Genomic DNA, 26,144 nt, shown 5'->3' with positions numbered 1-26,144 from the left:
CATGAATAAAATTAGCTATACACTCAGTGCGGTTGCACTTGCTTTGGTGCTCAGCGGTTGTAGCCAGCCAAGTGCACAAGAAGGACAGCAGCCACCGCCACTGACCATTGATGTGGCACAGGTCAAAATGGCGCCGGTCCAGTCCTGGCATACCTTTACTACGCGTTTGCAGGCACCAGAGCGGGTTGTGCTTAAGCCGCGTGTGTCTGGCCAGGTAGAGCAGATGACATTCAAAGAAGGTGAGCGGATTGAAAAAGGCCAGATCCTGTTCAGACTCGATCCGCGCCCATTTGAGGTGCAGGTTGAAACTCTGAACGCGCAATTGGTGAGCGCCGATGCAGCTCTGATGCAGGCAAAAAGTGAAGCGCGTCGTGCTAAGCAGCTGGTGGCTGAGAAAGCCATGTCAACCGAGCTTGCTGAGCAGCGCGCGGCGACATTACGTCAGGCACAGGCCAATCGTGATGCTATTGCGGCACAGTTGAAAAAAGCGCGTCTGGATCTGGAGTTCAGTCAGGTTGAAGCGCCGATCAGTGGGGTCGTATCTCGTGCCATCGTGACCAAAGGCAATTATGTAAGTGCGGGCGAAACCACACTGGCAACCATAGTGTCAGATCAGCAGATCTACGCTTACTTTGATGTGGATGAGCGCACCTGGAGCGACAAATTTGCCGGTGTTGATGCTACCGATGCGGTCACGGTGCAGTTGCAGCGTATCAACGGTGGTGCATCTGTACCTGGCGTGGTCGACTTTATCGACAATGAAATTAACCCGAATACCGGTACGTTAGGTGTTCGCGCAGTATTTGATGCCCAGCAGCATGGCCTTAAGCCAGGTGCGTTTGCCCGAGTTTCTTTAGGCGCCGCAGACGCGACCACGATGCCGTTAGTGCCTGAGCGTGCCATTGGCACCGATCTGAAAAACCGCTTTGTGTTAACCGTTGATGCTAACAACACCTTGCAATATCGCCTGGTGGAGCTGGGCGAACGCTACGGCGCATTCCGCGCGATTAAATCGGGTCTAGAAGATGGGGATAAAGTGGCGGCCAATGGTCCTGCGCGTGTCGGACCGGGTATGCCAATCACGCCAAACATGGTCACGCTGAACCTGGATGATACCCGTCTTGTGATTGCACAGCGCGACACTCAGCTCAGCGCTGCAAACTAAGAGGCCATTATGAACTTTTCTCACTTTTTTATCAGCAGGCCGATTTTTGCGGCCATGCTCTCGCTGGTGTTTGTGATCACCGGCGCCATTTCACTGTTTCAGTTGCCGGTCAGTGAGTATCCGGAAGTCGTGCCACCTACTGTTGTGGTGAATGCCAGCTACCCGGGCGCGAACCCCAAAGTTATAGGTCAGACTGTTGCAACGCCGCTTGAGCAGGAACTGAACGGCCTTGAAAACATGTTGTACCATTCATCTCAGGCAACCAGCGATGGTCGTTTGACTTTGACTGTGACGTTTGCCCTGGGTACCGATCTGGACCAGGCACAAGTTCAGGTGCAAAACCGCGTGAATAACGCCTTGCCGCGCCTGCCACAGGAAGTGCAGCGACTGGGTGTGACAGCGCAAAAGTCGTCACCTAACTTGGCACTGGTGGTTCATCTGGTTTCTCCGGATGGTCTGCAGGATACGTCTTACATGGCCAACTATGCGGACATCTATATTAAAGATGAGCTGAAGCGTTTGCCTGAAGTGGGCGATCTGCAACTATTTGGTGGTGCTAAATACTCAATGCGTGTGTGGTTAAACCCCGATGCGCTGGCTGCCCGCAACTTGACTGCAGGTGATGTGATCAGCGCATTACGTGCGCAAAACCAACAGGTAGCAGCAGGCTCTCTGGGGGCTCAACCTTCACCGGATGAAAACCAGTTTCAGGTATTGTTAAACGTAAAAGGTCGTTTAACTCAGATTGATGAATTCGAAGAAGTGATCATTAAAGTGGGTGAGCAGGGCCAGATCACACGCTTAAAGGATATTGCCCGCGTTGAACTGGGCCAGGAAAACTATGCGCTGCGTGCCATGCTGGACAACCAGCCTGCGCTTGCCATGCCTGTCTTCCAGCGCCCGGGCTCTAATGCCATTGCCTTGTCAGATAACGTACGTGCGACAATGGCACGTCTGTCTAAAGACTTCCCGACAGGCATGACCTATGAAATTGCCTATGACCCGACTGTATTCGTGCGCGGCTCAATTGATGCGGTTATTCAGACCTTGCTTGAAGCCATCCTGCTGGTTGTTGTGGTTGTAGTGGTATTTTTGCAAACCTGGCGAGCGTCAATCATCCCATTAATTGCTGTGCCAGTGTCACTGATTGGTACTTTTGCGGTGATGCAGATGCTGGGCGTGTCTATTAATACGCTGTCTTTGTTTGGTCTGGTACTGGCCATCGGTATTGTTGTGGACGACGCCATTGTGGTGGTTGAAAACGTAGAACGTAATATTGCTGACGGATACAGTCCGTTCGAGGCAACTAAAATTGCCATGACTGAAGTAACTGGTCCAATTATCGCGATTGCCTTTGTACTGTGTGCGGTATTTATTCCGACGGCGTTCATTACCGGACTTTCGGGCCAGTTCTACAAGCAGTTTGCCCTGACAATCACGATTTCAACCTTGATCTCTGCGTTTAACTCTCTGACCTTGTCACCTGCGCTTTCTGCCTTGTTGTTGAAGTCGCATGATGCGCCTAAAGATGGTCTGACTCGTGTGCTGGACAAACTGTTTGGTGCCTGGTTGTTTAAACCGTTCAATCGCATGTTCGACAGAGGTGCACAAGGTTACGAGAAGCTGGTACAGAAGCTGATCCGCATGAGCGTTGTCGTGGGTGTAGTTTACTTAGGCCTGGTTGGGTCAACCGTTGGCCTGTTTAACTCAGTGCCAGGTGGCTTTATTCCTCAGCAGGATAAGCAGTATCTGGTTGCGGTGGCACAACTGCCGGATGCGGCTAGCCTGGACAGAACTGAAGCCGTTGTCAGACAAATGCAGGCAATTGCGCTGGAAGTACCAGGTGTTGCCCATACTGTGGCATTCCCGGGTCTGTCAGTAAATGGTTTTACTAACAGCACTAACAGCGGCATCGTGTTTACGCCACTGGCTGATTTTTCGGAGCGTCAGGATCCCAGCCTCTCGGCCCATGCAATTGCGATGCAACTGAATATGCGTTTTGCTGAAATTGATGAGGCTTTTGTAGCGGTCTTCCCGCCGCCGCCAATTCTTGGTCTGGGTACCACAGGTGGCTTTAAATTGCAGCTTCAGGACAGAGGTAACAAAGGGTTCGAAGCCTTGTTTGCGGCGCTGCAGGGTACCATTGGTCAGGCTCAGCAACATCCGGCACTGACGGGTCTTTACTCCAGCTTCCGTATCCAGGTACCACAGATGGACATTAACGTTGACCGTGAGCAGGCACTACTACAAGGTATTCCGCTGGATGAAGTGTTCAGTGCGCTACAGGTTTATCTTGGCTCTGTGTATGTGAATGACTTTAACCTGTTTGGTCGCACTTACCAGGTAAAAGCACAGGCCGACGCTGAGTTTCGTGCCAAACAGTCACAGATCAACAACCTGAAGGTACGCAATGCCGCTGGCAATATGGTACCGCTCGGCTCGGTAGTTACGGTGACACCCACCACAGGTCCGGATCGGGTAATGCACTATAACGGTTATATGACGGCTGAACTGAACGGCAGCCCGGCGCCGGGTTACAGCTCAGATCAGGCCAAAGAAGCGATTGAATCTGTACTGGCCGAGAGCTTACCGGAAGGGATCAGTTATGAGTGGACTGAGGTAACCTACCAGCAGATCCTGGCGGGCAATACCATGGTATATGTGTTCCCGCTGGTTGTGGTGTTGGTCTTCATGGTACTGGCTGCACAGTATGAGAGTTTGCGTTTACCGCTTGCCATCATCTTGATAGTGCCAATGACGATATTCTCTGCACTGGCGGGAGTATACATGCTCGGTGGTGACAATAATATCTTCACCCAGATTGCGCTGATTGTACTGGTGGCACTGGCCTCGAAGAACGCGATTCTGATGGTTGAGTTTGCCCGCGATAAACATAAAACCGGCGCTACCCATCTGGAAGCCATCATGGAAGCGTGTCGTTTACGACTGCGTCCTATCCTGATGACCTCAATTGCGTTCACAGCTGGTGTAGTCCCTCTGGTACTGGCCTCAGGGGCAGGTGCAGAGATGCGTCAGGCAATGGGTAATGCGGTGTTCTTTGGTATGATTGGGGTAACGGTATTTGGCTTACTATTTACGCCCGTGTTCTATCGTCTGGTTACCTTAAAAGAAAGTTCAAAGGACAGTGTGAACGAGCCAGTTATCGAGAAAGAGTAGTTAACAGGATTTAAACACCTGTCACAACATTGAGTTGTTTGACAGAGACCAAGATGGTTTAATAGCAACAATTGCGAAGTTTTGCCCATAATCGGAAAGTTAAAATTATGGGCAACCAGGCCTCAAAATGGCCGAAAAGCGGAGAAAACCACTCATGTCAGTCGAAAAATCCACCATGCGAGCGCTGGAACTGCGTCAATGTGGCGCCGAGTTTGACTTAGCGATGGCAGAGCACGCCATGCCAGTACCTGGAGACAACGAGTTGCTGGTTGCCATTGATTATGTGGCACTGAATCACCTGGACGCACGGATGGCGAAAGACGGATTTTGCCAGTGGCAATACCCTCACATTTTGGGATTGGATGCCGTTGGGACTGTGGTCTCAGCAGCAAAAGGGGTATTTCCGCCCAAAGGCAGTCGGGTATTGTTTAATGCCAGCCTGGCAGAGCAGGGGATGCTGAAAGAGTACGCGGTTGTTCCCAGCCATGCGGTGTCGGAAGTACCCGATGGCATGAGCGGCGAAGTGGCAGTGTCTTTACCCAATGCGGGGATGGCAGCACTACTGGCACTGGATAAAATGCAGGTGCAGGATGGCGACTCCTTAGCTATCAACAGCGCACAGGGTGCCGTGGCTCACTTTGCAGTGCAATATGCCAAACAGCGCGGTGCTCAGGTGTTTGCTTTTGCACAGAAAGAACACCACAAGAGACTGAGTAAACTTGGTGCAGACTGGGTGTTCGATTGCGAATCTGAGTCGGTGTGCGAACAGATCAAGCGAGAAATGGGGCCGGGTGGTTTTGACTGTATTTTGAATACACAAGGCGGCGACTCCTTCTTGAATGACCTGCGTCATCTGAGGTTCTGTGGCCGGATCGCTTGTCTGAATGGCTTTGGCACCATCCCCGAAGAGCTGCTCTTTGAGAAAGCGCCCAACATTGGCGTGGTCTCAGTTGCCGGAGCGTGGATGGCCAACAGCTTGTGTGCCCAGCAACATTTGTGTTTTATGGGCCGCCAGCTACTCGATGATGTCAGCAATGGTCGTATCAAGGCACCCGAGGTTAAATTGCTCGACTTTAGCGTCGACACCGTGCGTGACGCATTAAGTTGCCTTCTTGGAAAAACCTGCCAGCAGCGCCCGGTGATCCGCATTACGCGTGATTAAACCGCAACGATATTTATGAGTTAACAAAGCCCGGCCTGATGGTAGGGCTTTTTCATCATTGAAAGTGGCTACCAAAACCTGAGGTAGAGTTTCTTTTCAACCTATGGCTGTATGATGATTGTTTTACTCAATGACAATTTTTCCAGCTCTCACCTCTTCTTCGAAAGCCTTGACATCGAAAGCATCGCGTTCTTCGTTTTCAGAGAATAGATCAAGCATCATGTAATGTCGGTAGTACCTGTCATACACCGGATAAAACTTGTGTTGATTGAGTTCAATTAGGCCATCTATCATTGTCTGTTTCGAAAAGTTTGCCAAAGCAGGCTCTTGTATTATCGCTGCTTGATATAAGTTCTCATAATCAGTGTTAATTATTCCTTTAATAGTTTGATAGATCGCCTTTCTAAACAACATACCACAGAAATGTAGTGCGTAGTGCTTAGGATTAACCGCCTCAGTGTCATCAAATGCCTGAATCGCTTTTTGCAAATCTTCCGAGCGCAGTAATTCACGAATGAAATTACCAAAACCATCAGCCACACTACCTGCTTCAATGGCAACCTCAGGTGCAATGAGGCTATACACAGGCGCTCTGCTACCAAGTTTGACTGAATGCTTAAGGGCAAAAGCGGACCAACAAGAGCTAGATAAAACAGCCAGGTTATTTCTAGTTAGTTCATTGATCTCAGAGAGTAAAGCAAAAACATCCTTCCAGTGGATATGCTCACGGTTTGGCAGCTGGAGATGATCTTTGTTGGCGTGACCCGTGAGCACTATGAGAGGAACTCTTCCAGTGCTGGCAACATTACGTTTTATTTTATCGAGATAGCTCAGTAACTGTGAGGCATTCTCAATCTTTTCCTTGTAGTGTCCAATTTCTAGTTTTCCGTTGAAAGCTAGCCCAATACTTATCGCGTCTTCTATGTTATCAGCGATTTTGAGTTCATCGCCTCTATTTAGATCGAGTATGTAGATATCGTCGCAACAGTATCTGATTATTGTCATGCATGCCTCCTTTGTATGAGAAGGCTATTCTAAGACATCTATACTGAGCAACCTAATCTAAATACACAAAGCGACAAAAAGCCAATACTTAGTGGCAGGCGTGTTGTGGATAGCACGTCACCTGCACGTTCAATTTGTCGGCTTTTTAATTTTTGAGCTTCATATTGGAATGGATGTCATCGACTCGACATTTTTATTGATTCGAGATTTCCAAATGCCCACAAGCAGAGCGAAAGCTCCTGAATTGGGTGGAGTTACAGATTTTTCTGAGGATATTGTGTAGGATGTAAGTTAGCGCAACCAATGTTGTTGGTGTCCAGCATATTGGTTCGAAATATAGGTGTCTGTGGACTCCTCAAGTGTGGGCGTCATATGTAAAGGGGAAATTGGCTACTATGAAAATTCAAATCACAAATATCTCTGGTCATCAGACAAGTAAAGTGTTTGCAATTACGCTAGTAATCTTAATGTTACCGCTCAGTTTTGTATCCATATTTTTCTACTTTATGACTCCAGAAATGAAGACCAACAATGGAGAACAAATCCCCGGCTTTCCATTTTTATTTTTCGCTTTTGCTCCCTTATTCTATGGGGTTATGTTTTACTTCATGCAGCGCCTGTTTTGTTGGGTTTATAACTTGGTTGCCAAAAAAGTAGGTGGTTTTGAGTTTGAAACCTCCGAGTAATTGGTACATGACAGGGCCTAAAAAAGTAAAGTAGCATAAGCGCTGCCTCTCACGGGTGAAAAACAGAAGGCTTGCGTTTCGTTGTTGCTAATTTAGCCTGATATTCTGAGTTGGCTAACTGAGCATTATGTGTCTTGTCTAATAATGAAGATGTGAAGGAACTCTTTACTCCTTTTAAGTTGCTTATTTTGGGGGCTTTAATAGGCCTCAACAATTGGTATGCCTATCTGTCAGAAATTATTTGAAATGGCAGTGCTTCATTTGTGCCCTATGTTGGTGGCTGTTTTCAGTGTATTAAGCCGTAAAAACACAGGGTGTTTGTAACTACTAGTGAGCCTCTTCCAATAATGGGAGGTCGCATATGTCTCGAATATGATGATTGAAGGAGACCGAGTAACAACCCAGAATGTAAATGCTCGCGGTGTCATTTCTGCACTCGAACGCACCTAAAGGTTTACGTACACGCAAACCTGCAAAACATCTTTTGTTAAATCAACATTGATCACTGTAGTATTGTTCATAACTGTATGGCTCCAATCATAAAAGCTAGCCAGTAATAGGCATTGCACGAAGGAGGGAGTCTAATTATCTGTTATAACTTTGGAGTTAGTATGAAATATAGTGTTTTTTTACTTTTACCTTTAATTTTTTCAGGTAATGCTTTAGCTACGTGTGGTGGTGTGAGTTGTACTGGGGTTAAAATTACAAGAATCGTTGTTGAGTCTGATGGCGGTACGGTAATAAGTACTTCTGGAGATGAGTCAAAACTATCATGTGATGCTGGTAGTAACGGATACATTAAACTGGATCCGAGTTCTAAAAACTACGACTCAGTGTATTCACTTATATTAACCGCTCACACAACAGAACACCCAATTTGGGTAAGAACTACAGATAGTGGTGTATGTAAGCTGATTTATGCTGTATCTGACAAATAGTCAAAGTAAGAAACAGATAAAAACAAGCGATGCTCACCTGAAAATGCCGTACTTTTGCAAGGGTGTCTACGTATAGTGCCGGCTCAGTGGGCTGAAGACAATGGACTAGAGTGTTTGGAAACACCCTGATGACATTGCTGGAGCGTCCATGTATGTCTTTGAAAAAAGTATTTCATGGTGCTGTGGGGCGAAAGCAAGTAGTGACGGGTTACAGTGAGCATCTTTACAAAAAGCGACACGCCAATCTCATTCAGTGTGAGTAGTTACTGGGTTAGCAATGTCTTTCAGTGTCCTTTCGATTTATCTTAGCTCAGGCAAGGTTTGTTCTTGTATAGCCTGAACTTGACTACTTTCCAGGGAATTTGTGATTAAACGTAGGGCTTTCTCGGCTTAGAGCTAATAGGAGCTTAGGACTTAATTGTTCTGAGTTCCTATTTTGATTCTGCCTGGATGTCTGTGAAAAAAATCTGCTTAGTAAGTTGCTTAAACGGACAAAAAACAGCAGACTTTTGTTCGTTCCTCGCTAGTTTTTAGGCTGCGATGTTGTGCCGGTTAAGCGAGTCATTAGCCCTAACAGATTCGTCACATCAAGGAGATATAAAATGGAAGAAGGTTTTGCTAATCATATTAATGAAGAAGTCAAGAAGGCTTCTGAAATAATCGAGTCGAAAATATCTGAGAGAGAGTCTAAACGATTTAGAAATATGTATTTAGTTGTCGGCTTCGTTTCATTTATTGGTATAGGTGTTATCACGCAGCTTGTGGACTTTTATGCAACTAAAGCGGTAGATAGTAAGCTAAGTGAAGCAAGGCAAGAGCTTGAATCAGCGAAGATATTTTCTCAACTCCTTGCGTTAGCAACAAAGCTTGACTTATCTGACAGTTTTACACATACGGATAGAGATACAGTAATTACATTGCTTAAGTTGGCTCAGAATAACCAGCAACTAAGTTCGGAACCTGCTTTTATATCTTTGCTAGAAAAAATACTAGATAGCTTATCTTCATCCAATAACTCTATGCATGTATCCAATATTTTTACCATGTACGAGGATGAATGTTTATCTACTCCGGGAATAACTATTACGTTAGTGCAGCATTTCGGGAGAGAGTATTTAGCATCAGTAGATGTCACAAATGAGCTATCTAAAAATACGCTAGAAAACCTAAATAAGAACATCAACGCTTTAATGTCCCAGGGTGCTGAAGGGCTGGCATACGCATTTCAAGTGCTCTCACAGTTTAAAATGGGAAATCGCAAACCTGACAATAATTTAATATCTATTATAAAAAGCTTAGAAGCGCTAGAAACTGAAAAAAAAGAGCGGTTTTTTACTGTACTATATATGATGTCCGATCCTACAAAGATGGCTCGCTCGCTGACACCTGAATTGATTAGGGTCTCTGAGTTAACAAAGGGGTTTTTGGAAGCATATGGGCCTCAACTAAACGCGGTTTTAGCTAACAATAGTTAACAAGGCATTTAAGTGCGATCCCCATAGTTGGGTATTTTAAACTCAAGATTGGATTTTGTGTTTGGGCCACCGTAAAAACAAGCGACATGCACCTAAAGCTGACAGGAATTAAAGTCACCCAAAGCGATTTTGGGTGACGTTCTCCGGAGGTTAAACTTGCCTGATTATCAGAGTTTGAGCGACTTCAGTTGAGGTAAAGTCATTCTTTGTTGAGTTTGCAATTCGGTATTTAACTTGTCCGGGGCTGGTAACCCAAGCTTTTAGGTCAAGTCCCTGACCATCAATATTCCATAACACAATACACTCATCGCTGAAGCCGGCTTGCTGTATATTGACTTGTCCTTCATATATCTCACCCGCCAGAAGCGTTGGTAGCAGAATACGCTCCGTAACCTTTGCCTTAATACCGTTAACCGTCACCGTGTCGCTGTAGTTTATTACCTCTCCCAAAGCCGTGCCCATAATTGAGTTGGCTTCAACATTACCATTACTGCAATTTGCATGGACATAAACTCCGCTAGAGGCCGCTGCGTGCGCATAACATTGGTTAGCAACCACATTAAAGCGATCAACCCCTCGTAAGTCGATGAGATTTGCGGATGTTCTGGCCGCATAGATAGTATTTCCAGTGATGTTGACGTCGTTTAATTTGAAATCGCTTACCTGTGAATTGATTGATATCGCTGAGCCATCAGTAGCGGCGAGATTAAGCTGATTGTTGGCGATAACGATTCGACCAAACTCTCGTGCAGCTATATCTTCAGGATAAACAAAAAAGCGTATGCCTGTATTTGTTTGGTTTTCTATACTGTTACCATTGATTAAAACGACAGAAGAGCTTTGGTTAGGAGTGATATCGACACCAATTAACCCACCGTTTACTTTGTTACCAATAAAGCGAAGTCCGCCAGCCCTGTATCTTACGCAAATTGCATTCGAATATTTCGGTGATGTAAAAAAGTAATTGTTTATAAACCCGTTATCACCGTTGTCTGCAAATATTTCATTGTTCATGTCAGAGTGAACACCGAAATCTCGAAAGTTGACGAAATAGCAATTTTCAATATTCATATAAGAAACAAGCGACGTTTTGATACAGGTTGAAAAATTTCGTATAGTTACATTTGAGATATAAGAAGTATAATTTTCAACTGGGTTACCATCAGGTAATTTTGATGGGACGAGATTAATACCGATACCATTTTTTTGTTCATTTGAATAACGAAGTAAAAAATCTCTAAACAGCGCGCCTCTTTCGTTAATGAGCACGCCATCAGGATCCTCAAGAGTGTGGGTAATTGCGTGTTGCTCTCCAGTATCAGTACAGGTTAGGATCGTATTCTTGCCTTCGCCTATGATCCCACCCGTTCGCATTTCAAGAGATGAAAATTTATATTCACCCGCGGGATAGTAGACAATCCTTCCGGTTGCATGTGCCGCTCTCATTGCATCTGTATCATCGATTTTTCCATTACCGGTTGCGCCAAAGTCAATGACATTTACAATCTGAGAGTTATCAGATGCTCCAGTCTGTAACTCAGTAGCATGGGCTTTTAAGCCTAGTACTCCCCCTGTACCAGCTATTGCTGCTACGCTAGTTATAAAATCTCTGCGTCTCAAAATTTATATCCCTTATTATTTTTTAAGTGAGTTAAAAAGCGCCCGACAATGATTATTCGACAACACTGAAAGTGACGCATAGTGGTCAGATGATAGTACCTTTAAGAGGTGCTAATTTTATCCGGTTTGTTTTCTCAAATCCAGATAACTATATGTTATCTGGATTTTTTTGTGCCTATTCAGCCTAAGCCTGATGTTGCTAGAGCGCTCAAATGTCGCCTTGGTCTTTGGGGTTAATCGGCATTCAAGGTTATGATCTTGGATGGCATCCACCTGCCTATAGAGAATGCTCAATGGATTAAGGGTGATAAATTATGCCTGTGGAAAGGAGGTGGGGACCGGTCAACTTATCAGACACTAAGTACTAGTGCATATCCAGGCCTGTTTGCCGGGCACCCACCAAAGAGGGATTCGCAATGCGTGGCATATTTACTATGCTTTGGTTTGAGTGACTGATGCGGTATGCGGCGGCTTTTGTTTGGCGTGCTCATATCTGGACTGGGCGTTAGATTAATAAGTAACAGGAATACACGGAAGGTGGCAATATGAGTGCCAAAAACTACATCTATAGATTCTGTTTAAGCTTATTGCTGATGATCTTTCCTGTTCATGTTGCTTTTTCAAAAGGGGTTATTTCCATATCTCGAGCGAGTTATGCATTATCTGTTGAAAATAGAGAAGCAGTAGACTTGGTTAGCGGTAGCGTATTTGTTAAGCCCAATAAAGAGCTATATTTTTGGTTTGAATTTCAAGGAGGTCAAGAGGCGTTAAATATATTGGAGCAGTTTGGGTATCTGTCTGTCAAAACTATCTGGAGATCTGGAATAACAACCACGGACAACATTGAGGTCGGTATCTCTCAAGAAAAATGGTTACTTAATAGAAGGTCATTAAGGAAAATGTTCAAGGAGAAAGGTTATTTTACTTTTAGAACGTTTAGTTATAAAGCTACTTTGAGAAATGGGAAATATGAAGTTTTAGTGAAAGATGGAAGAAATAAGGCTGTTTCAATGATAGGTGAAAATAGAGCATATAGACCTTCAATTAAAGTAAGGAAATCATAGGAATGCATTATGCCGAGTATTAATGAAATTGAAGAATCAATAAAGCACATCGTAGATAGTAGTAAATTGTCGGCAGAAGAAAAAGCCAAATTGCTAAGTGCAGTGTCACAGCCTTGTACCCCTCTAGAAAATGACAAGTGGATATATCGTATTGTTGTTGGCGTTTTAGGGTTTGCGCTAATCGCTACTGTAATTGGCGCTATTACCGGTTACCTAACCGCACAACCGGAACCTATACCTGATGTATTGATCGCTATTGGCTCTGCATCTGTAGGAGCGCTTGCCGGGTTGCTGGCGCCTTCCCCGAACTCTGGCCAATAGTTTATCCAATAAAGTAATTTGAGTTTGAATCCCGAAAGACACCGTTGGAGTGTCCATCTATGTTGTTGAAAAATTTTCTGATACTCTTAAAAGTAGCCTCACTTAAATATATCTTGAATGACCCTGGGCCAGGGTTAATCGGAATACACGCTAGTACATTGTTATGATTTAGGAGCACACATGAAAATATTGCCATTGCTTTTACTTTTTACTTTACTGCCTTTTCACTCGCAGGCTGGCGCAAGTTTTACGGGCACCATTAAGCAAGTGGTTTGCCACACAAAATCCATTTCTCCATTATGCCAGGTTCAGGTAAACGGGAACGTTAGTAATCAAACATGTGGTACACAATCATGGAAGTTCAGCTTTGACGCTACTTCCTCTGAAGGTCAAAACATATTATCAATCCTGTTAGCAGCTCAAATAAGTAAACAACAAATAACACTGGGCGGCACCGGTAGTTGTTCTCTTGCAACTGCCTCAGAAGATTTAAGACATGCTTACATCACTACAAATTAAAGACAACAAGCCAATTTGGCGGAAAAAGGTGCAAAGGCACCCATTCGAAATCGGCGCTCAGTGAGCGCTTTTTTGTGTAATAGCGCCTGCGCTGTGTGCATAATTACAGGGATACACTTTCCTGACGAGCGCTAATAAGAAGCGCAGGAGTCAATCGCCTTGCATTACTATATTGCTCCTGCCTACATACTGGCTTGCCGCCAAACCAGTCAGAATAAAGGTACTGGCAAAACGATAGAAGTGCAGTCAATTTAACTTGACCACTACACTTGTAAAAAGCACTATATTTGAAAAAGGAGACAGACACTGGGTGTGTTTGTGTATTTGCAATATAAGGCACACCGATTGGTGCGACCTTGAGTTAAGGGGACGTTATGAGAGGCATGGTTGTTGGTTGCATTTGCTTCAGCGAATGTGATGGCAAAGAATATCTGGTGTAATGGCAAGATCACTAATATATATTGATGCAAGCAATAACGTCATCATTAATGGCACCTGGAGAAATCATTATACAAGAATATGTAATACCGAAGACACATCAGATATCAGTATTGTAACCTGTTCATTGTGGGTTTCATTGGCAACCACTTCTTTAACAGACGATTTGCAAGTCACCTTAATGTATGACGACCAGGGCGGAACTATGACCTGCGCTAATATCCCTACCTACACGGGCGCACCTAAGCCTCAGTACTTAATGCTCCTTAAATAGTGTATACGTATAGCACATTCTTCGCTGTATTTACTCAGTAAAGATAAGGGGGTTGTCGTGCAGCAGTTCGCGTGATGTAACTGACCTGTTGGTCAGACAGTTTCGTGATGTCAGGAGCTACCTAAAACTGCATACTCACCGATAGCATAAAACTGCGCTTGGGTTGAGGGATTAGGGAGTTGGCCCAACCCTGTGAGCGCTGCTCAAAATCATCGCCACTCGCAGCGGCTTCTGCGCCGGAGTGGTAATAGAGCTCATCAAAGAGATTTTTTACTTTAAACGCGACTTCAATTGATTCGTACCGGTAAATGATGTTGGCATCGACCGTTAAGTAGGCATCATTTTCTCTGTTTTTCGCGCGCAGTGTGTTTCTCAAGTACAGCGGTTTGCCTGAAACCCAGTTGGCCCTGACGTTGACATTGAGTGCCTCATTGACTGGTACATTGAGGCCAGCACTGATTTTGTGCGGTGCGATATCGCCAAGCTCAACATCCATATCCTGGCAGGGGTTGTAAGATAACGTATGGTTCTGGGCGATGTCCTGGCAATTCTCTATCCCTTGACCAACCCACAGATCCAGTGTGTGATCGTAGCTGACGCTGCTTTTGGTCTTTGTATGGGTGTAATACAGGTAACCGGAGATATTGGCAGCGCCTGAAAAAAAGTTACTGAATTCAAATTTGCCACGATACTCCAGACCATAGGTGCTGCGCTTTCCGGCGTTTTCTGCTTCTTCTTTTACAACGTCGTCGTACCTGGCGGTAAATAAGGACAGGTCATGAAGCCAGTTGTCCTGCTGATACATATAGATGAGCTCGAAATTCTCAGCTTTTTCGGGTTTTAGGTTTGGGTTGGCAGAGCGGCCGCTCCAGCCGCCCCATAGTTGGATCGGGGCCGGTTCCTGAAAAGCTGTGCCATAGAGCATCTTAACGGTTGATTTATCCGAGAGAAAATAAATGGCGGAGGCTCTGGGGTTAGTGGTACTGCCGTACAGGCTATTCTTATCATATCTGATACCGGCATTGACCCGCCAGTCATTGATATTCCAGATGGCCTGAATGTATGCGCCTCTGTCAGTTAGGCTGGCGAGGTTTTCGTCTGGCATCCGGCTGAGCGTATCTGGCTGAATGTTGATAGTGCTGTCTGTATTGACCGCAACTCCGTCCCCTGCGGTCTCCGGCGTATCTGATGAGCAAAAGGTTTCGGGAAAATAGCCGCAGGCATCGTATGCTTTGGTGAGTTCTTTGTCTTCAAATTTAATGCCGCCACTGAGCTTTAATTGCTCAGAGTAATCAAATTCATAGTCTTGCTTAAACAGCCAGCTCTTATTGCTTGTTCGCCAATGCGAAATGGTCAGTGTTGAAACTACATCCGGGCCCGTCAAAGCGGTGGAACCGGGAAAAGATTCGACCCAGTAGCCACCATTGCCACTTTTTCTGCTCAGCAGCAGCGTATTTACCTGTAAGTTATTTTTAATTGTGCCTGCGTGTCGCAGATAATATTGTTCAGAGTTACGATACCACTGAGCCGCAGGCTGCGCTCTATCATGCGGGTATTGTGGACCCCAGCCATGGCGCATATCCCATTCTATGATCCCCAAAGTCAGGTTTTTGAACCCGACATCGGCAAGAATACCCCATTCCCGTTGTGGGTCATGATAGGCACCAAACTCATTGTATTTAGAGCTGTGGGGACAGCCATCCGCCTCGCAATTGGCGGACAGGGCAGTGTCATAGATGACTGGCCCCCAGATATCGCGGTTGCTCAATAGTTCGTTACTGACATAACCCCAGGGCGCCAGATCATTGATGTCGGCTTCGTCACTTGAGTAGTATTTAGCAGACAGATTATAGGTCAGGTTGTTGTGGTTGCCGCCCGCGGCGATATCAACGCTATGTGTGTCATAGCTGCCAGACTGAATTTGTACTTTAAAAAAATCATTATCCTGATACGTATCTCGAGCATCGGACGTGACCAGATTGATGATCCCCAAAAATGCATTGGGGCCATATACCGCACCTACCGGTCCATACAGCACTTCTATCCGCGCTATATTCGACAATGGGTAATTTTTTGACAAGGTGGCTTCGTGATACCACAAGTGATTATCGACTATGCCATTGACCAGCATGAGCGTGCGCTGGGTGAGTGGTGTACGGTAGCCGCGCTGATAGGTGATAACGCCACCATTACCATTGGTGACTGTGCTATCAAACCCGGGAAGATCGAGGATCACTTCATCAATGCTGGTGTAACCGCGTTGCCTGATATCTGCTGCGGTAATGATCACAATCGCAGCAGGGGCATCACGCAGAGTTTCTTCAATACCGGAAGCGGATGACACGGTGACATCGAGTAAGTCTTCTAAGCTTAGCTCCATTAATGTATCAAGTTCATCATCCTGCGCTGCGCTGTGTGAACTGATGATTAAGGCGGAAGATAACAAGAGCGCCGTTGGCGTTCGGCTGGGTAATTTCCTGGTCATAAGTTGTCCCTGGCCCTACTCATTGTAGTGCGCCAATGACGTGTTACTCTATCAAAACGCAGATATGACATGGTCAGTGACTAACTTACTCTAATCTTTGGAGGTTAGAATAAACTGCCTGTTTGTCAAGGTTGGCTGACTCTGTAAGGGGTAATCTGGAAGATTCACAGGGTTAGTGGGAACTAACCTGGTTTTACAAAATTAGGTAATTGCGACTTTGATTGGATGCGGTCAGATGATTGAACCACGCCATATTCTTTATTTGACCTAAGGCCCGGTGAGTACTGCGACTGACCGGGCATAAATTGCTAAAAATACGCTGAATAGGACAGGGAAAGGAAATCCAATCCGGGGTTGGGGCTTTTAAAGCCGGCATTGGAGTAATGCATATAGCGGATCGCAACATTGGCATCGTCCATCTGATACACCAGTCCTAATCTGTCTTCAAACTGGTAATGGGTACTGACGTCTTTACCTGCAAACTGAGTATCATCCAGTAAGGCGACGCCAATGCCAAACTCTAAGGCCACTGGATGCCCATTAACGGTGGTAAATGGGTAGCGGATCACAGGAGAGACTGCCAGGACAAAGTTACCGTCGTGATGGTTCTCTTCACCATAGCGCCAGAAGTTGATACTGCTTTCGAAGTGCACATCAAAGTGACGCCAGGCTGGCGGTAAGTCCAGCTCTGGATGATATTGGTACGCTAATTTAATCCCATCGACACTACCTTCACCATGAATGTAATGGATGGCATAGCCATGTTGCTTCGCGTGTGCAGGTGCAGTAACAACAATAAGTAGTGACAGCAGGAATACGATTACTCTGATCATTATGAAATCAAACTCAGTAGAATTGAATATCTCCATTGTCTGGGTGTTGAGTGCCATTAAAAAGGTATTAAACAGCAACTAATTGATGCCGTTTCGGCAATAAAAAACTAGATGTCTGATTTTTAAAGAAAATCTTATTGATGCCAAAGTGGCACTAATATGATGCTGATTTGTGTGTTTTTCATCTGCAAAGTTAGCGCTAAACTGGCTTCATTAACATATAACGGAGCGGATCATGAAAAAACTAATGCAACTTATGCTGGTGGCACTGCTGGCGTTTAGCAGCTTACAAAGCATTGCTGCCACGGATACACAAAGTAACCCTTACGGTTTGATAAAATCGGTTGGTGACCAATTATTTGTGGATATCGGCAAGCTCAATACCCTGGAAGAAGCGCACAAGAAGGTTGAGCTGAAAAAGTTGGTACGTGAACAACTGATGCCACATATAGACATTAAATATGTGTCTTTTAAGTTGTTGGGTAAACATGTCCGTGAGATTAAGCGCGAACAGGCGGTGACCTTCATTGATGCCGTCGAGCAATATCTGGCAAACACTTATGCAAATGCGCTAATGAGCTATAAAGGTCAGCAGGTCAACTTTATTGAGCCAGTTGTAAGCGCTGACAGTAAGTTTGCCTCTGTGAAGTCTGAGATAGTTGAGCCGAATGCCCCAACCATTGATATTGTATTCAAGTTTCGTAAGAACAAAGCTGGAGAGTGGCAGGTGTATGACCTGGTTGCTGAGAGCATCTCATTGCTCAGCGCAAAGCAAAAAGAAATTACCTCACGGATCAGCGAAGTTGGTATCGATCAGGTAAGTAAAGAACTGGTGGCAAAGAGTTAATCGGAACGAATTAAAGACACGATTTGCGTCCTTCAGGCGGGTATTCACTCTTACCCATGAGATCCAATCTTCTCCGATTGCCCGCCTTTTTCTTTTTACCTAACGTGCTGTGATACCTGGCTTGTGACTTATCTTTGGCTTGTCGCTACTGCATTAGACATAGTAAGATGGCAACCATTGAACGAATACGAACAGTGTCATAGATAGCCGTCGTGTTGGTGTTAGGCCATCAGGTGTCTGCATGCTATCGTGCAACGCTGTCAGCAAATTAAGAACGCTTTATTATGCAATTATCTCCCTCTCTTTCAGCTTTGGTTGAAGCGCTGCGCTGTTTACCCGGCATTGGACCTAAATCGGCACAAAGGATCGCCTTTCACCTGCTTGAAAGAGACCGTAGTGGTGGCACACAGTTAGGCCAGAGCCTGTTACAGGCGATGGATAAAATTGGTCACTGTGAATCTTGTCGAACGTTTTCAGAAACCCCGGTATGCGATATCTGCAGCAACATTAAACGTCAGGATACCGGGTTGTTATGTGTGGTTGAATCTCCAAGCGATGTGCTGGCAATCGAACAAACAGGCCAGTACCAGGGGCTGTATTTTGTCTTGATGGGCCATTTGTCTCCGCTGGATGGGATTGGTCCAAACGAAATTGGCATGGATGTGCTGGAAAAAACGCTTAGTAATGGCAACATCAATGAAGTGATTCTGGCAACCAACCCGACGGTTGAAGGGGAGGCCACTGCACATTTTATCGGTGAGATGTGTCATCAACATAATGTGACTGCCTCGCGAATCGCACACGGTATGCCAGTAGGGGGTGAGCTGGAATTGGTTGATGGTATGACTCTGATGCATGCGTTTAGCGGCAGAAAAGCGATATAATGAACGCCCGAAAGGGCTTTCTCCTTGCTCTGAATATATGCAATCCGTAATTTTTTTCCCTGCTCACTCTTGAAAAAAATCTCCCCAGCACAATATACCTCAGCATAACGCAAGTTAACTGATTAACTATGTACTATTATTGTGTACCAAATAAGTTAGGGTGTACCAAATGACTACCGAAAATACTAAAGAAAATCATTCATTTAGTGCCAACACTAAGCAATTACTTCAGCTGATGATCCACAGCTTGTACTCAAACAAAGAGATCTTTTTACGTGAGCTTGTATCCAATGCGTCGGATGCTGCTGACAAGCTGCGTTTCTTAGCGCTGCAAAACGGTAACCTGTATGAAGGTGATGCCGACCTGCGTGTACGTATCAGTGCCGACAAAGACGCGAAAACAGTGACCATTTCTGACAATGGTATTGGTATGACTCGTGACGAAGTGATCAGCTCTTTGGGTACCATTGCAAAGTCTGGTACTGCTGAATTCTTTAAGAATCTGACAGGTGATGAGGCAAAAGACTCTCAGCTGATTGGCCAGTTTGGTGTGGGTTTCTACTCAGCGTTCATCGTTGCTGACGAAGTGACTGTACGCACACGTAAAGCGGGTGAGGCGCAGGCTGTTGAATGGCAGTCAAAAGGTGAGGGTGAATACACCCTGGCTGATATTGAAAAAGCAGAGCGCGGTACAGAGATCATTCTTCACTTGCGTGAAGAAGAGCTGGAGTTTGCAGATGACTTCCGCTTGCGTTCAATCGTGACTAAGTATTCTGATCACATCTCTATCCCAGTGGAAATGTTTAAAGCCCCTGTACCAGAATCTGAAGGCCCGGACGGTGAAAAAATTGAAGCACAGCCTGGCGAGTGGGAAGGGATCAACCGTGCTACGGCTTTGTGGACGCGTGATAAGTCAGAGATCAGCGAAGAAGAATACAAAGAATTTTATAAGCATGTTGGCCATGACTGGGAAGAGCCACTGACCTGGGCACATAACAAAGTAGAAGGTAAAACGGAATACACCAGCTTGCTGTACATTCCTAAAAAAGCACCTTTCGACATGTGGAACCGTGATCGTCAGACAGGCCTGAAGTTGTACGTACAACGTGTATTCATTATGGATGACGCTGAACAGTTTATGCCAAGCTATCTGCGTTTCGTAAAAGGTCTGTTGGATTCCAACGATCTACCACTGAACGTATCACGTGAAATCCTGCAAGATAACAAAGTTACTCAGGCAATCCGCAAAGGCTGTACGTCACGTATCCTTAAGATGCTTGACCGTATGGGTAAGAACAAGGCAGAAGACTACCAGACTTTCTGGAATGAATTCGGCCAGGTTATCAAAGAAGGCCCGGCTGAAGACGCAGCCAATAAAGAAGCGATTGCTAAACTACTGCGTTTCAGTTCGACTCATACTGACGAGAGTGTACAAAATGTGTCACTGGAGCAGTATATCGAGCGTATGACAGAAGGCCAGGACAAAATTTACTACGTCGTGGCAGATAGCTTTGAAGCTGCGAAGAGCTCACCGCACCTTGAAATCTTCCGTAAGAAGGGCATCGAGGTACTATTGCTTTCAGATCGCGTAGACGAATGGATGATGAGTCACCTGACAGAGTTTGCTGAGAAACAATTCCAGTCAATTACTCGTGGTGATTTAGACCTGGGTGATATGGAAGACGAAGAAAGTAAAAAGGCGCAGGAAGAAAGCGAAAAGCAGGTAGAAGGTCTGGTTGAGCGCATTAAAGAAGCGCTGGGCGATAAAGTAAAAGAAGTCCGCTTTACGCATCGTCTGACAGATTCTCCGGCTTGTGTGGTTGTTGATGACCACGACATGAGCTCACAGATGCAAAAGCTGATGGAATCAATTGGTCAGTCTGCACCTGAGTCTAAGCCAATCTTTGAGCTTAACCCAGAGCATCAACTGGTTAAGCACCTGAATGTTGAGCAAGACGAAGATAAGTTTGCACAATGGTCAGAGGTACTGCTGGATCAGGCATTGCTTGCAGAACGTGGTAGCCTGAAAGACCCGGCAGGGTTTGTTGCTCGTCTGAACAAGCTGATGCTTGATCTGAGTAAATAAATCATCGCAGTTTTTATTGTGTGTCAGAAAGCCCGGCGAGTAACTCGACCGGGCTTTTTGTTGTTGTTAAAGGTACATTGCAGAAAGCTAATCGGATAGTGAGGTGTACTGTTTATCTTTTTCATCCCGTCAGAGCCCATACCACAAAGCCACATTTAGCTGCAAAAGCTACCAATGGGGTACTTTATTTAATAAGTCTTGATGCATATCTGAATTAAAAAGATAGAGTAGTGACAAATTTTCACTCTCTTAACTCGGTTTAAGTACTTGTTTTGCTGCGAACAAATGCCGTACAGCTGCGTGTTTAAAGGCTTCTTAGCAAATTTGTCATGCAAATACACTGGACAAAGCAATGATGAAAAAGATAAAATGACAGCGTTGTCATTGAGATCTATTATCACCTTGAATCCGCTTCTGCCCGAACGTGTATGGAATAATCAGATAGCACAACTCACCTAAATTAGATTAGTTTATTAATTAGGTCCAATTCTTCTACATAACTCATCGCAACAGCTGTTAAAAAGTGCATAGCTTGTGATATATTCTCCTCGTTTGTAACAAACTATAACCACAAAATTATTTATTCTATCTATTTCAGTGGGTTAGGATTTTGTTGAAAAAATCTTATGTAAGCCACAAAAAAAGATGTAGCGAATCTGTAATTTTGGGTGTATGGTTTGTTATTAGATGACAGCGTTGTCATCATCACTGGGCAGAAGTGATTTAAAAACCAACAAAATGATTCAAGGGGAATCCTGTGTTAGCTAATAATTTTAAAAAAAGCTTACTGGCAGCTAAGGTTGGCCTCATCCTAAGTACGGGTGTGACAGGCGTAGCGTTTGCTGAAGATAACCAGACTGGCGTTCAAGAAAACGTTGAAGTCATTGAGGTGCGCGGTATCCGCCGTTCATTGGCTGAAGCAGTTAATACTAAACGATTTGCAACCAGCGTTGTAGACGCGGTATCAGCAGAAGATATCGGTAAGTTTCCAGACAGTGACGTAGGTGAAGCACTGGGTCGTATCCCGGGCGTAGCGGTTAGCCGTCAGTTTGGTCAGGGCCAGCAAGTATCTATCCGTGGTGCATCTAGCCAGCTAACGCTGACAACTCTGAACGGTCAGAACGTTGCTTCAACAGGTTGGTACACCGAGCAAGCGATTGACCGAAGCTTTAACTATACGTTGTTGCCGCCTGAACTTATTTCAGGTATCGACGTATATAAGTCTTCACAAGCAAACATTGTTGAAGGTGGTGTTGGTGGTACGGTTAACGTAAAAACCCGTAAACCATTAGACCTGGATTCCGGAACCGTTTTCGCTTCTGTTAAGAGCGTATATTCAAGCCAGTCTGAGCAGTGGGACCCTGCTTACAGTGGCCTTGCAAGCTATAAAAACGATGATGAAACATTTGGTGTACTTGCTGCGTTAGCAGTGCAGGAAACTGACTATGTTCGTCGTGGTAACGAATCACTTGCTGGCTGGAATGGTGCAGTTTCTGCTAACTACTTCCTGCAAGAGCGTGAAAGAACAGCAACTAACGTAGCGTTCCAGTACGCGCCAAATGATGAACTGTCATTCGATCTGACTTACATGAACCTTGAGTTAGAAGCCAACAACAACAACAGCAGCTTCTGGATCTTCCAGGCTGGTGCTAACTGTCTGGGCGAGAACCCGGATGGCGTATGTATGTTGTCTGAAGCAACAGCGGCAACGCCAACAGATAACCCGTCTTGGCTACAAGCCTTTGCACGTCGTGCAAAGATGGAATCTGAAACGGTTGATTTTGGCTTTGAATTCAAGCGTGACACGTTCGAAATTTCTGGCCGTATCGGTCGTTCAGAAGCAACGGGTGGTACAGAAGCGCAAACAAACTATGGTGGTTTGATTGGTTCTCATGAAGATCGCTACGGCATGATCGACATGACAGGCAAGCGTATCAAGATCCAGCTGAAAGAAAATGATTATCGCGTTGGTCACTGGAATGAGGGTAACCCAGGCGTAGCAGCATGGGCAGTACGTAATCAGCCGAATACGGATGAAGAGACGTACGCACAACTTGATACTAAGTTCATGCTTGATCATGACATCATCACTGCCGTTCACGTTGGTGCACGCTTCACTAACCACAAGGTTGAAGAAGATAACTTCAAAGGCCTGGCAAACATTCAGCGTAATGCAGATGGTACGCCGGTGCTAAGTGATCCAAATAACCCAACTAGCGTAATTGCGGACATTGCTGATATCGCACCAGCTCAACTATATGGTAACGGTGTAAACGAAGCAGGTTTTGAATACATCACTATCCCGGGTCCACACCTGGATGCGATGTTCAACCATACTGCGCAGAACTTCAGCGAATATGTTCGTGACCGCAGTGGTTATGCAGCGCTTGAAGAAGAGAACTTTGCGTTTTACGTAATGGCTGATTTCAGCGGTGAAAACTACCGTGGTAACTTCGGCCTGCGTTACATCTCTACAGATGTAAACAGTGACTACTATGGTTCAGACATCACTGTGACAGGTATCACAGAATCAGGCAACTTCTACGGCGGTAATGCGCTGAAATCTAAGACGTTGTCTAACAAAGAAGCGGATTACTCAGATATCCTGCCAAGCTTCAATATCGCGTACGATCTGGATGAAGACACTATCCTGAGAGGTTCAATCGCACAGGTTATCAGTCGCCCTAACTACCAGGATGTGTTTGCACGTTCTAGTTTGAGTGGTTACGACAATGAAAACCCGAATGACCAGCAAGAAGTAACTGGTAACCCAGGTCTTGAGCCGTTCAAAGCAACTCAGTTGGACGTGTCTTACGAGTACTATTACGGTGACAGCAACTTCGCAAGTGCGACGTTCTTCTACAAAGACATTGAGACATTCGTAACGTCATCAACCACGCCAAATCAGTCTATCGGTATTAATGACCCGGCATGTAACTGTGACGTGTGGAACATCGTTAATCGTGTTAATGGTGACGGTGGTGACGTAATCGGTCTTGAGCTTCAGCTGCAACACGCGTTTGACAATGGCTTCGGTGCGATTGTTAACTACACGTATGCAGACAGCTCATCTGAAGAAACAAACTTCGATGACCGTATCGGCCGTTTCTCAGACAGTTCTGACCACACAGTTAACCTGGTTGGTTACTATGAGAATGATGACTTCGGTGCTCGTCTTGCTTATAACTGGCGTTCAGAGTTCATGATCCGTGAAACGGGTTTCTACTCTTCACGTGAGCACATGGACTTCGGTACTTTGGACTTCACTGGTAACTACCAGGTGAATGACAATATCAGCCTGACGCTTGAAGTTGTAAACATTCTTGAAGAAGACAGCTACCAGATTGGTATCTCTGGCTCTGACGGTCTGTTGAAAGAAGAAACGAAACACAACTTCCCTGCATGGAGCTATGTGGGTGAGCGCAAGATTGCACTGGGTGCAAACTTACGTTTCTAATTTTGTTGTTTGGAAAAGCCCTGCTTAAATAGTGGGGCTTTTTTATGCCTGTTTTATGGCAAGATCGAGACAGGCGGACTTTGTTTGTAGTTAAAGCGGCATGTCTGTCCGTGGTGGTCTGTTCAGTGGTTGTGAGGTGAATTGTGCAAAATGCAGAAACCAAAATTAAACGTATCGTTATTGTCGGTGGTGGCACAGCGGGTTGGCTGGCAGCCAACCATTTGGCCGCAGATGCGTCCGAGGATGTGAGTATCACATTAGTAGAGTCTCCTGACATTCCAACGATTGGTGTCGGAGAGGGGACTGTCCCTGTGATTGTCGATAGCCTGAAGAAGTTTGGCATCCGTGAGTCGGATATGTTCCGCCTGTGCGACGCTACGTTTAAAAATGGCATTCATTTTGTTGGCTGGAATAAGCCTGTTAACGGGCAGCCCCATTGCTATTTTCATCCATTTGACGATCCAAATGTGAACGGGGTTAATCTGCTGCCTTACTGGTTGCATCAGCTGCCAGAGGCCAGGGCTCGTTTTGACCAAAGTGTTTCCATTCAGGCCCATATCGCACTCGAAAACAAGGCGCCTAAGCTGATCACGAATGCCGAATATGAGCGTATGATTAATTATGCTTTTCACCTGGATGCTGGCAAATTTTCGGCATTGCTGTCAGAGCATGCGATTAAAAACCGCCAAGTTAACCATGTGCTGGACGAGGTAGAATCGGTCAATCTCGCACTGGATGGATCCATATCGGGATTACAGCTGAAACAAGGGGGCCTGCTTGAAGGCGACTTGTTTGTTGATTGCAGTGGCTTCCAGTCTTTATTGCTTGGCAAAGCGCTAGATACCCCGTTTATTGATAAGAGTGATGTCCTCTTTGCCAATCATGCTGTGGTGACGCAAGTCCCTTATGAAAGCGAGCATGAGGTGCCGCCTTATACTGTTTCAACCGCTCAGCAGGCTGGTTGGATTTGGGACATTGGTCTGCAAACCCGCAAGGGGGTTGGTCATGTGTATAGCGATCAGTTTACGAGCCATGAACAGGCGCATCGTGACCTATGTGCTTACCTCGGAAAACCAGAAGACACCGTCGAATCCCGACTGATTAAAATGCAAGTGGGTTATCGAGCACAAGCCTGGGTGAAAAACTGTATTGGTATTGGGCTGTCCCAGGGCTTTGTTGAACCGCTGGAAGCGACAGGGCTACTAGTGTTTGATTTAGCAGCGAGAATGTTGTCAAAGCGCCTCCCTGGTGAACGTCAGGAAATCCCCGCCATTGCGCAGCAATTTAATCAGCACATGACGCATGTCTGGCAGTCAATCGTTGACTTTATCAAACTTCATTACTGCATCTCTAATCGTGACGACAGTGAGTTTTGGCGTATGAACCGTTTACCAGAAACGATCCCGGAATCGCTGCAACATAAACTGGCATTATGGCGTAATGACATTCCTAATGAGTATGATTTTGTCAGTAGTCTGGATGTGTTCAGATTGGAGAATCATCTGTATGTGTTGTATGGCATGAATTATCCCAGTCAATGCAATTACCCGTCGCCACAAAAACTGTCACAACAGGAAGCTATGCTGAAGCTGGTGGCCCAGCAGCAACAAAAAGCTGGAGCAATGTTAGAGACACACAGCAACTTGGTTGCAAAAGCAGCAAGATATGGCTTTCAAAGAATTTAACCACAATATTTCTTTTCTTTTAC

18 protein-coding genes are annotated in these 26,144 nt (G+C 45.4%); 14 read left to right on the top strand and 4 right to left on the bottom strand.

Going from position 1 to position 26,144, the window contains the following annotated elements:
* Window position 1 precedes the first annotated feature (1 nt).
* The 3 genes from QNM19_RS07980 to QNM19_RS07970 all read left to right on the top strand — a co-directional run bounded on the left by QNM19_RS07980 (window position 2) and on the right by QNM19_RS07970 (window position 5,504).
* Complete coding sequence (locus QNM19_RS07980) at window positions 2-1,165, top strand: efflux RND transporter periplasmic adaptor subunit (protein ID WP_049864125.1); 1,164 nt, start codon at window positions 2-4, stop codon at window positions 1,163-1,165.
* A 9-nt stretch (window positions 1,166-1,174) separates the two neighbouring features.
* Window positions 1,175-4,342 (top strand): efflux RND transporter permease subunit, encoded by a 3,168-nt coding sequence (locus QNM19_RS07975; protein WP_049864126.1) that lies wholly within the window; start codon window positions 1,175-1,177, stop codon window positions 4,340-4,342.
* 154 nt (window positions 4,343-4,496) lie between these two features.
* Entirely contained in the window at window positions 4,497-5,504 is a 1,008-nt protein-coding gene (locus QNM19_RS07970) for a zinc-binding dehydrogenase (protein ID WP_049864137.1), read from the top strand.
* 123 nt (window positions 5,505-5,627) lie between these two features.
* Here the strand turns inward: QNM19_RS07970 and QNM19_RS07965 are convergent, their stop codons facing one another.
* Window positions 5,628-6,509 carry a hypothetical protein gene (locus tag QNM19_RS07965; protein ID WP_049864127.1) on the bottom strand — a complete coding sequence of 294 codons (882 nt, stop codon included), beginning with the start codon at window positions 6,507-6,509 and terminating at the stop codon, window positions 5,628-5,630.
* Between the two features lie 395 nt (window positions 6,510-6,904).
* On the opposite strand from QNM19_RS07965, the gene QNM19_RS07960 reads away from it, so the two are divergent.
* From QNM19_RS07960 to QNM19_RS07945, 3 genes are all read left to right on the top strand, one after another.
* On the top strand, window positions 6,905-7,195 hold the full coding sequence (locus QNM19_RS07960; protein ID WP_049864129.1) for a hypothetical protein: 291 nt from the start codon (window positions 6,905-6,907) through the stop codon (window positions 7,193-7,195).
* Window positions 7,196-7,806: 611 nt separating this feature from the next.
* On the top strand, window positions 7,807-8,133 hold the full coding sequence (locus QNM19_RS07955; protein ID WP_156202239.1) for a hypothetical protein: 327 nt from the start codon (window positions 7,807-7,809) through the stop codon (window positions 8,131-8,133).
* A 602-nt stretch (window positions 8,134-8,735) separates the two neighbouring features.
* Window positions 8,736-9,608, top strand: coding sequence for a hypothetical protein (locus tag QNM19_RS07945; RefSeq protein WP_049864130.1), 873 nt, complete (start codon window positions 8,736-8,738; stop codon window positions 9,606-9,608).
* A gap of 150 nt (window positions 9,609-9,758) precedes the next feature.
* Here QNM19_RS07945 and QNM19_RS07940 read toward each other — a convergent pair whose 3' ends face one another.
* Window positions 9,759-11,228: a glycosyl hydrolase family 28-related protein gene (locus QNM19_RS07940; RefSeq protein ID WP_049864131.1), complete on the bottom strand. Its 1,470-nt coding sequence runs from the start codon at window positions 11,226-11,228 to the stop codon at window positions 9,759-9,761.
* A gap of 545 nt (window positions 11,229-11,773) precedes the next feature.
* On the opposite strand from QNM19_RS07940, the gene QNM19_RS07935 reads away from it, so the two are divergent.
* From QNM19_RS07935 to QNM19_RS07925, 3 genes are all read left to right on the top strand, one after another.
* Window positions 11,774-12,292: a hypothetical protein gene (locus QNM19_RS07935; protein WP_049864132.1), complete on the top strand. Its 519-nt coding sequence runs from the start codon at window positions 11,774-11,776 to the stop codon at window positions 12,290-12,292.
* A 9-nt stretch (window positions 12,293-12,301) separates the two neighbouring features.
* On the top strand, window positions 12,302-12,613 hold the full coding sequence (locus QNM19_RS07930) for a hypothetical protein (protein WP_049864133.1): 312 nt from the start codon (window positions 12,302-12,304) through the stop codon (window positions 12,611-12,613).
* 180 nt (window positions 12,614-12,793) lie between these two features.
* Complete coding sequence (locus tag QNM19_RS07925; protein ID WP_049864134.1) at window positions 12,794-13,132, top strand: hypothetical protein; 339 nt, start codon at window positions 12,794-12,796, stop codon at window positions 13,130-13,132.
* Between the two features lie 833 nt (window positions 13,133-13,965).
* Here QNM19_RS07925 and QNM19_RS07920 read toward each other — a convergent pair.
* Together QNM19_RS07920 and QNM19_RS07915 are read right to left on the bottom strand one after the other, a co-directional pair.
* Complete coding sequence (locus QNM19_RS07920) at window positions 13,966-16,329, bottom strand: TonB-dependent receptor plug domain-containing protein (RefSeq protein ID WP_284026569.1); 2,364 nt, start codon at window positions 16,327-16,329, stop codon at window positions 13,966-13,968.
* 308 nt (window positions 16,330-16,637) lie between these two features.
* Complete coding sequence (locus tag QNM19_RS07915; RefSeq protein ID WP_049864138.1) at window positions 16,638-17,162, bottom strand: acyloxyacyl hydrolase; 525 nt, start codon at window positions 17,160-17,162, stop codon at window positions 16,638-16,640.
* A 235-nt stretch (window positions 17,163-17,397) separates the two neighbouring features.
* On the opposite strand from QNM19_RS07915, the gene QNM19_RS07910 reads away from it, so the two are divergent.
* The 5 genes from QNM19_RS07910 to QNM19_RS07890 all read left to right on the top strand — a co-directional run bounded on the left by QNM19_RS07910 (window position 17,398) and on the right by QNM19_RS07890 (window position 26,121).
* Window positions 17,398-18,009: an MlaC/ttg2D family ABC transporter substrate-binding protein gene (locus tag QNM19_RS07910; RefSeq protein WP_049864135.1), complete on the top strand. Its 612-nt coding sequence runs from the start codon at window positions 17,398-17,400 to the stop codon at window positions 18,007-18,009.
* Window positions 18,010-18,293: 284 nt separating this feature from the next.
* A complete protein-coding gene (recR, locus tag QNM19_RS07905; RefSeq protein ID WP_010381705.1) occupies window positions 18,294-18,893 on the top strand; it encodes a recombination mediator RecR in 600 nt (199 codons plus the stop codon).
* Window positions 18,894-19,062: 169 nt separating this feature from the next.
* Window positions 19,063-20,979, top strand: coding sequence for a molecular chaperone HtpG (gene htpG, locus QNM19_RS07900; protein WP_010381703.1), 1,917 nt, complete (start codon window positions 19,063-19,065; stop codon window positions 20,977-20,979).
* A gap of 757 nt (window positions 20,980-21,736) precedes the next feature.
* Window positions 21,737-24,436: a TonB-dependent receptor gene (locus QNM19_RS07895; protein WP_049864136.1), complete on the top strand. Its 2,700-nt coding sequence runs from the start codon at window positions 21,737-21,739 to the stop codon at window positions 24,434-24,436.
* Between the two features lie 143 nt (window positions 24,437-24,579).
* A complete protein-coding gene (locus tag QNM19_RS07890; RefSeq protein ID WP_284026568.1) occupies window positions 24,580-26,121 on the top strand; it encodes a tryptophan halogenase family protein in 1,542 nt (513 codons plus the stop codon).
* Window positions 26,122-26,144 lie beyond the last annotated feature (23 nt).

The organism is Pseudoalteromonas ardens (assembly GCF_030125445.1).
GTDB lineage: Bacteria > Pseudomonadota > Gammaproteobacteria > Enterobacterales > Alteromonadaceae > Pseudoalteromonas > Pseudoalteromonas ardens.
This window is presented reverse-complemented; position numbering and strand designations above follow the sequence as displayed.

Excerpts from the sequence above, each read along its gene's own strand:
- QNM19_RS07980 (WP_049864125.1), top strand. The coding sequence starts at position 2 with ATGAATAAAATTAGCTATACACTCAGTGCGGTTGCACTTGCTTTGGTG.
- QNM19_RS07975 (WP_049864126.1), top strand. The coding sequence starts at position 1,175 with ATGAACTTTTCTCACTTTTTTATCAGCAGGCCGATTTTTGCGGCCATG.
- QNM19_RS07970 (WP_049864137.1), top strand. The coding sequence starts at position 4,497 with ATGTCAGTCGAAAAATCCACCATGCGAGCGCTGGAACTGCGTCAATGT.
- QNM19_RS07965 (WP_049864127.1), bottom strand. The coding sequence starts at position 6,509 with ATGACAATAATCAGATACTGTTGCGACGATATCTACATACTCGATCTA.
- QNM19_RS07960 (WP_049864129.1), top strand. The coding sequence starts at position 6,905 with ATGAAAATTCAAATCACAAATATCTCTGGTCATCAGACAAGTAAAGTG.
- QNM19_RS07955 (WP_156202239.1), top strand. The coding sequence starts at position 7,807 with ATGAAATATAGTGTTTTTTTACTTTTACCTTTAATTTTTTCAGGTAAT.
- QNM19_RS07945 (WP_049864130.1), top strand. The coding sequence starts at position 8,736 with ATGGAAGAAGGTTTTGCTAATCATATTAATGAAGAAGTCAAGAAGGCT.
- QNM19_RS07935 (WP_049864132.1), top strand. The coding sequence starts at position 11,774 with ATGAGTGCCAAAAACTACATCTATAGATTCTGTTTAAGCTTATTGCTG.
- QNM19_RS07930 (WP_049864133.1), top strand. The coding sequence starts at position 12,302 with ATGCCGAGTATTAATGAAATTGAAGAATCAATAAAGCACATCGTAGAT.
- QNM19_RS07925 (WP_049864134.1), top strand. The coding sequence starts at position 12,794 with ATGAAAATATTGCCATTGCTTTTACTTTTTACTTTACTGCCTTTTCAC.
- QNM19_RS07920 (WP_284026569.1), bottom strand. The coding sequence starts at position 16,329 with ATGACCAGGAAATTACCCAGCCGAACGCCAACGGCGCTCTTGTTATCT.
- QNM19_RS07915 (WP_049864138.1), bottom strand. The coding sequence starts at position 17,162 with ATGATCAGAGTAATCGTATTCCTGCTGTCACTACTTATTGTTGTTACT.
- QNM19_RS07910 (WP_049864135.1), top strand. The coding sequence starts at position 17,398 with ATGAAAAAACTAATGCAACTTATGCTGGTGGCACTGCTGGCGTTTAGC.
- recR (WP_010381705.1), top strand. The coding sequence starts at position 18,294 with ATGCAATTATCTCCCTCTCTTTCAGCTTTGGTTGAAGCGCTGCGCTGT.
- htpG (WP_010381703.1), top strand. The coding sequence starts at position 19,063 with ATGACTACCGAAAATACTAAAGAAAATCATTCATTTAGTGCCAACACT.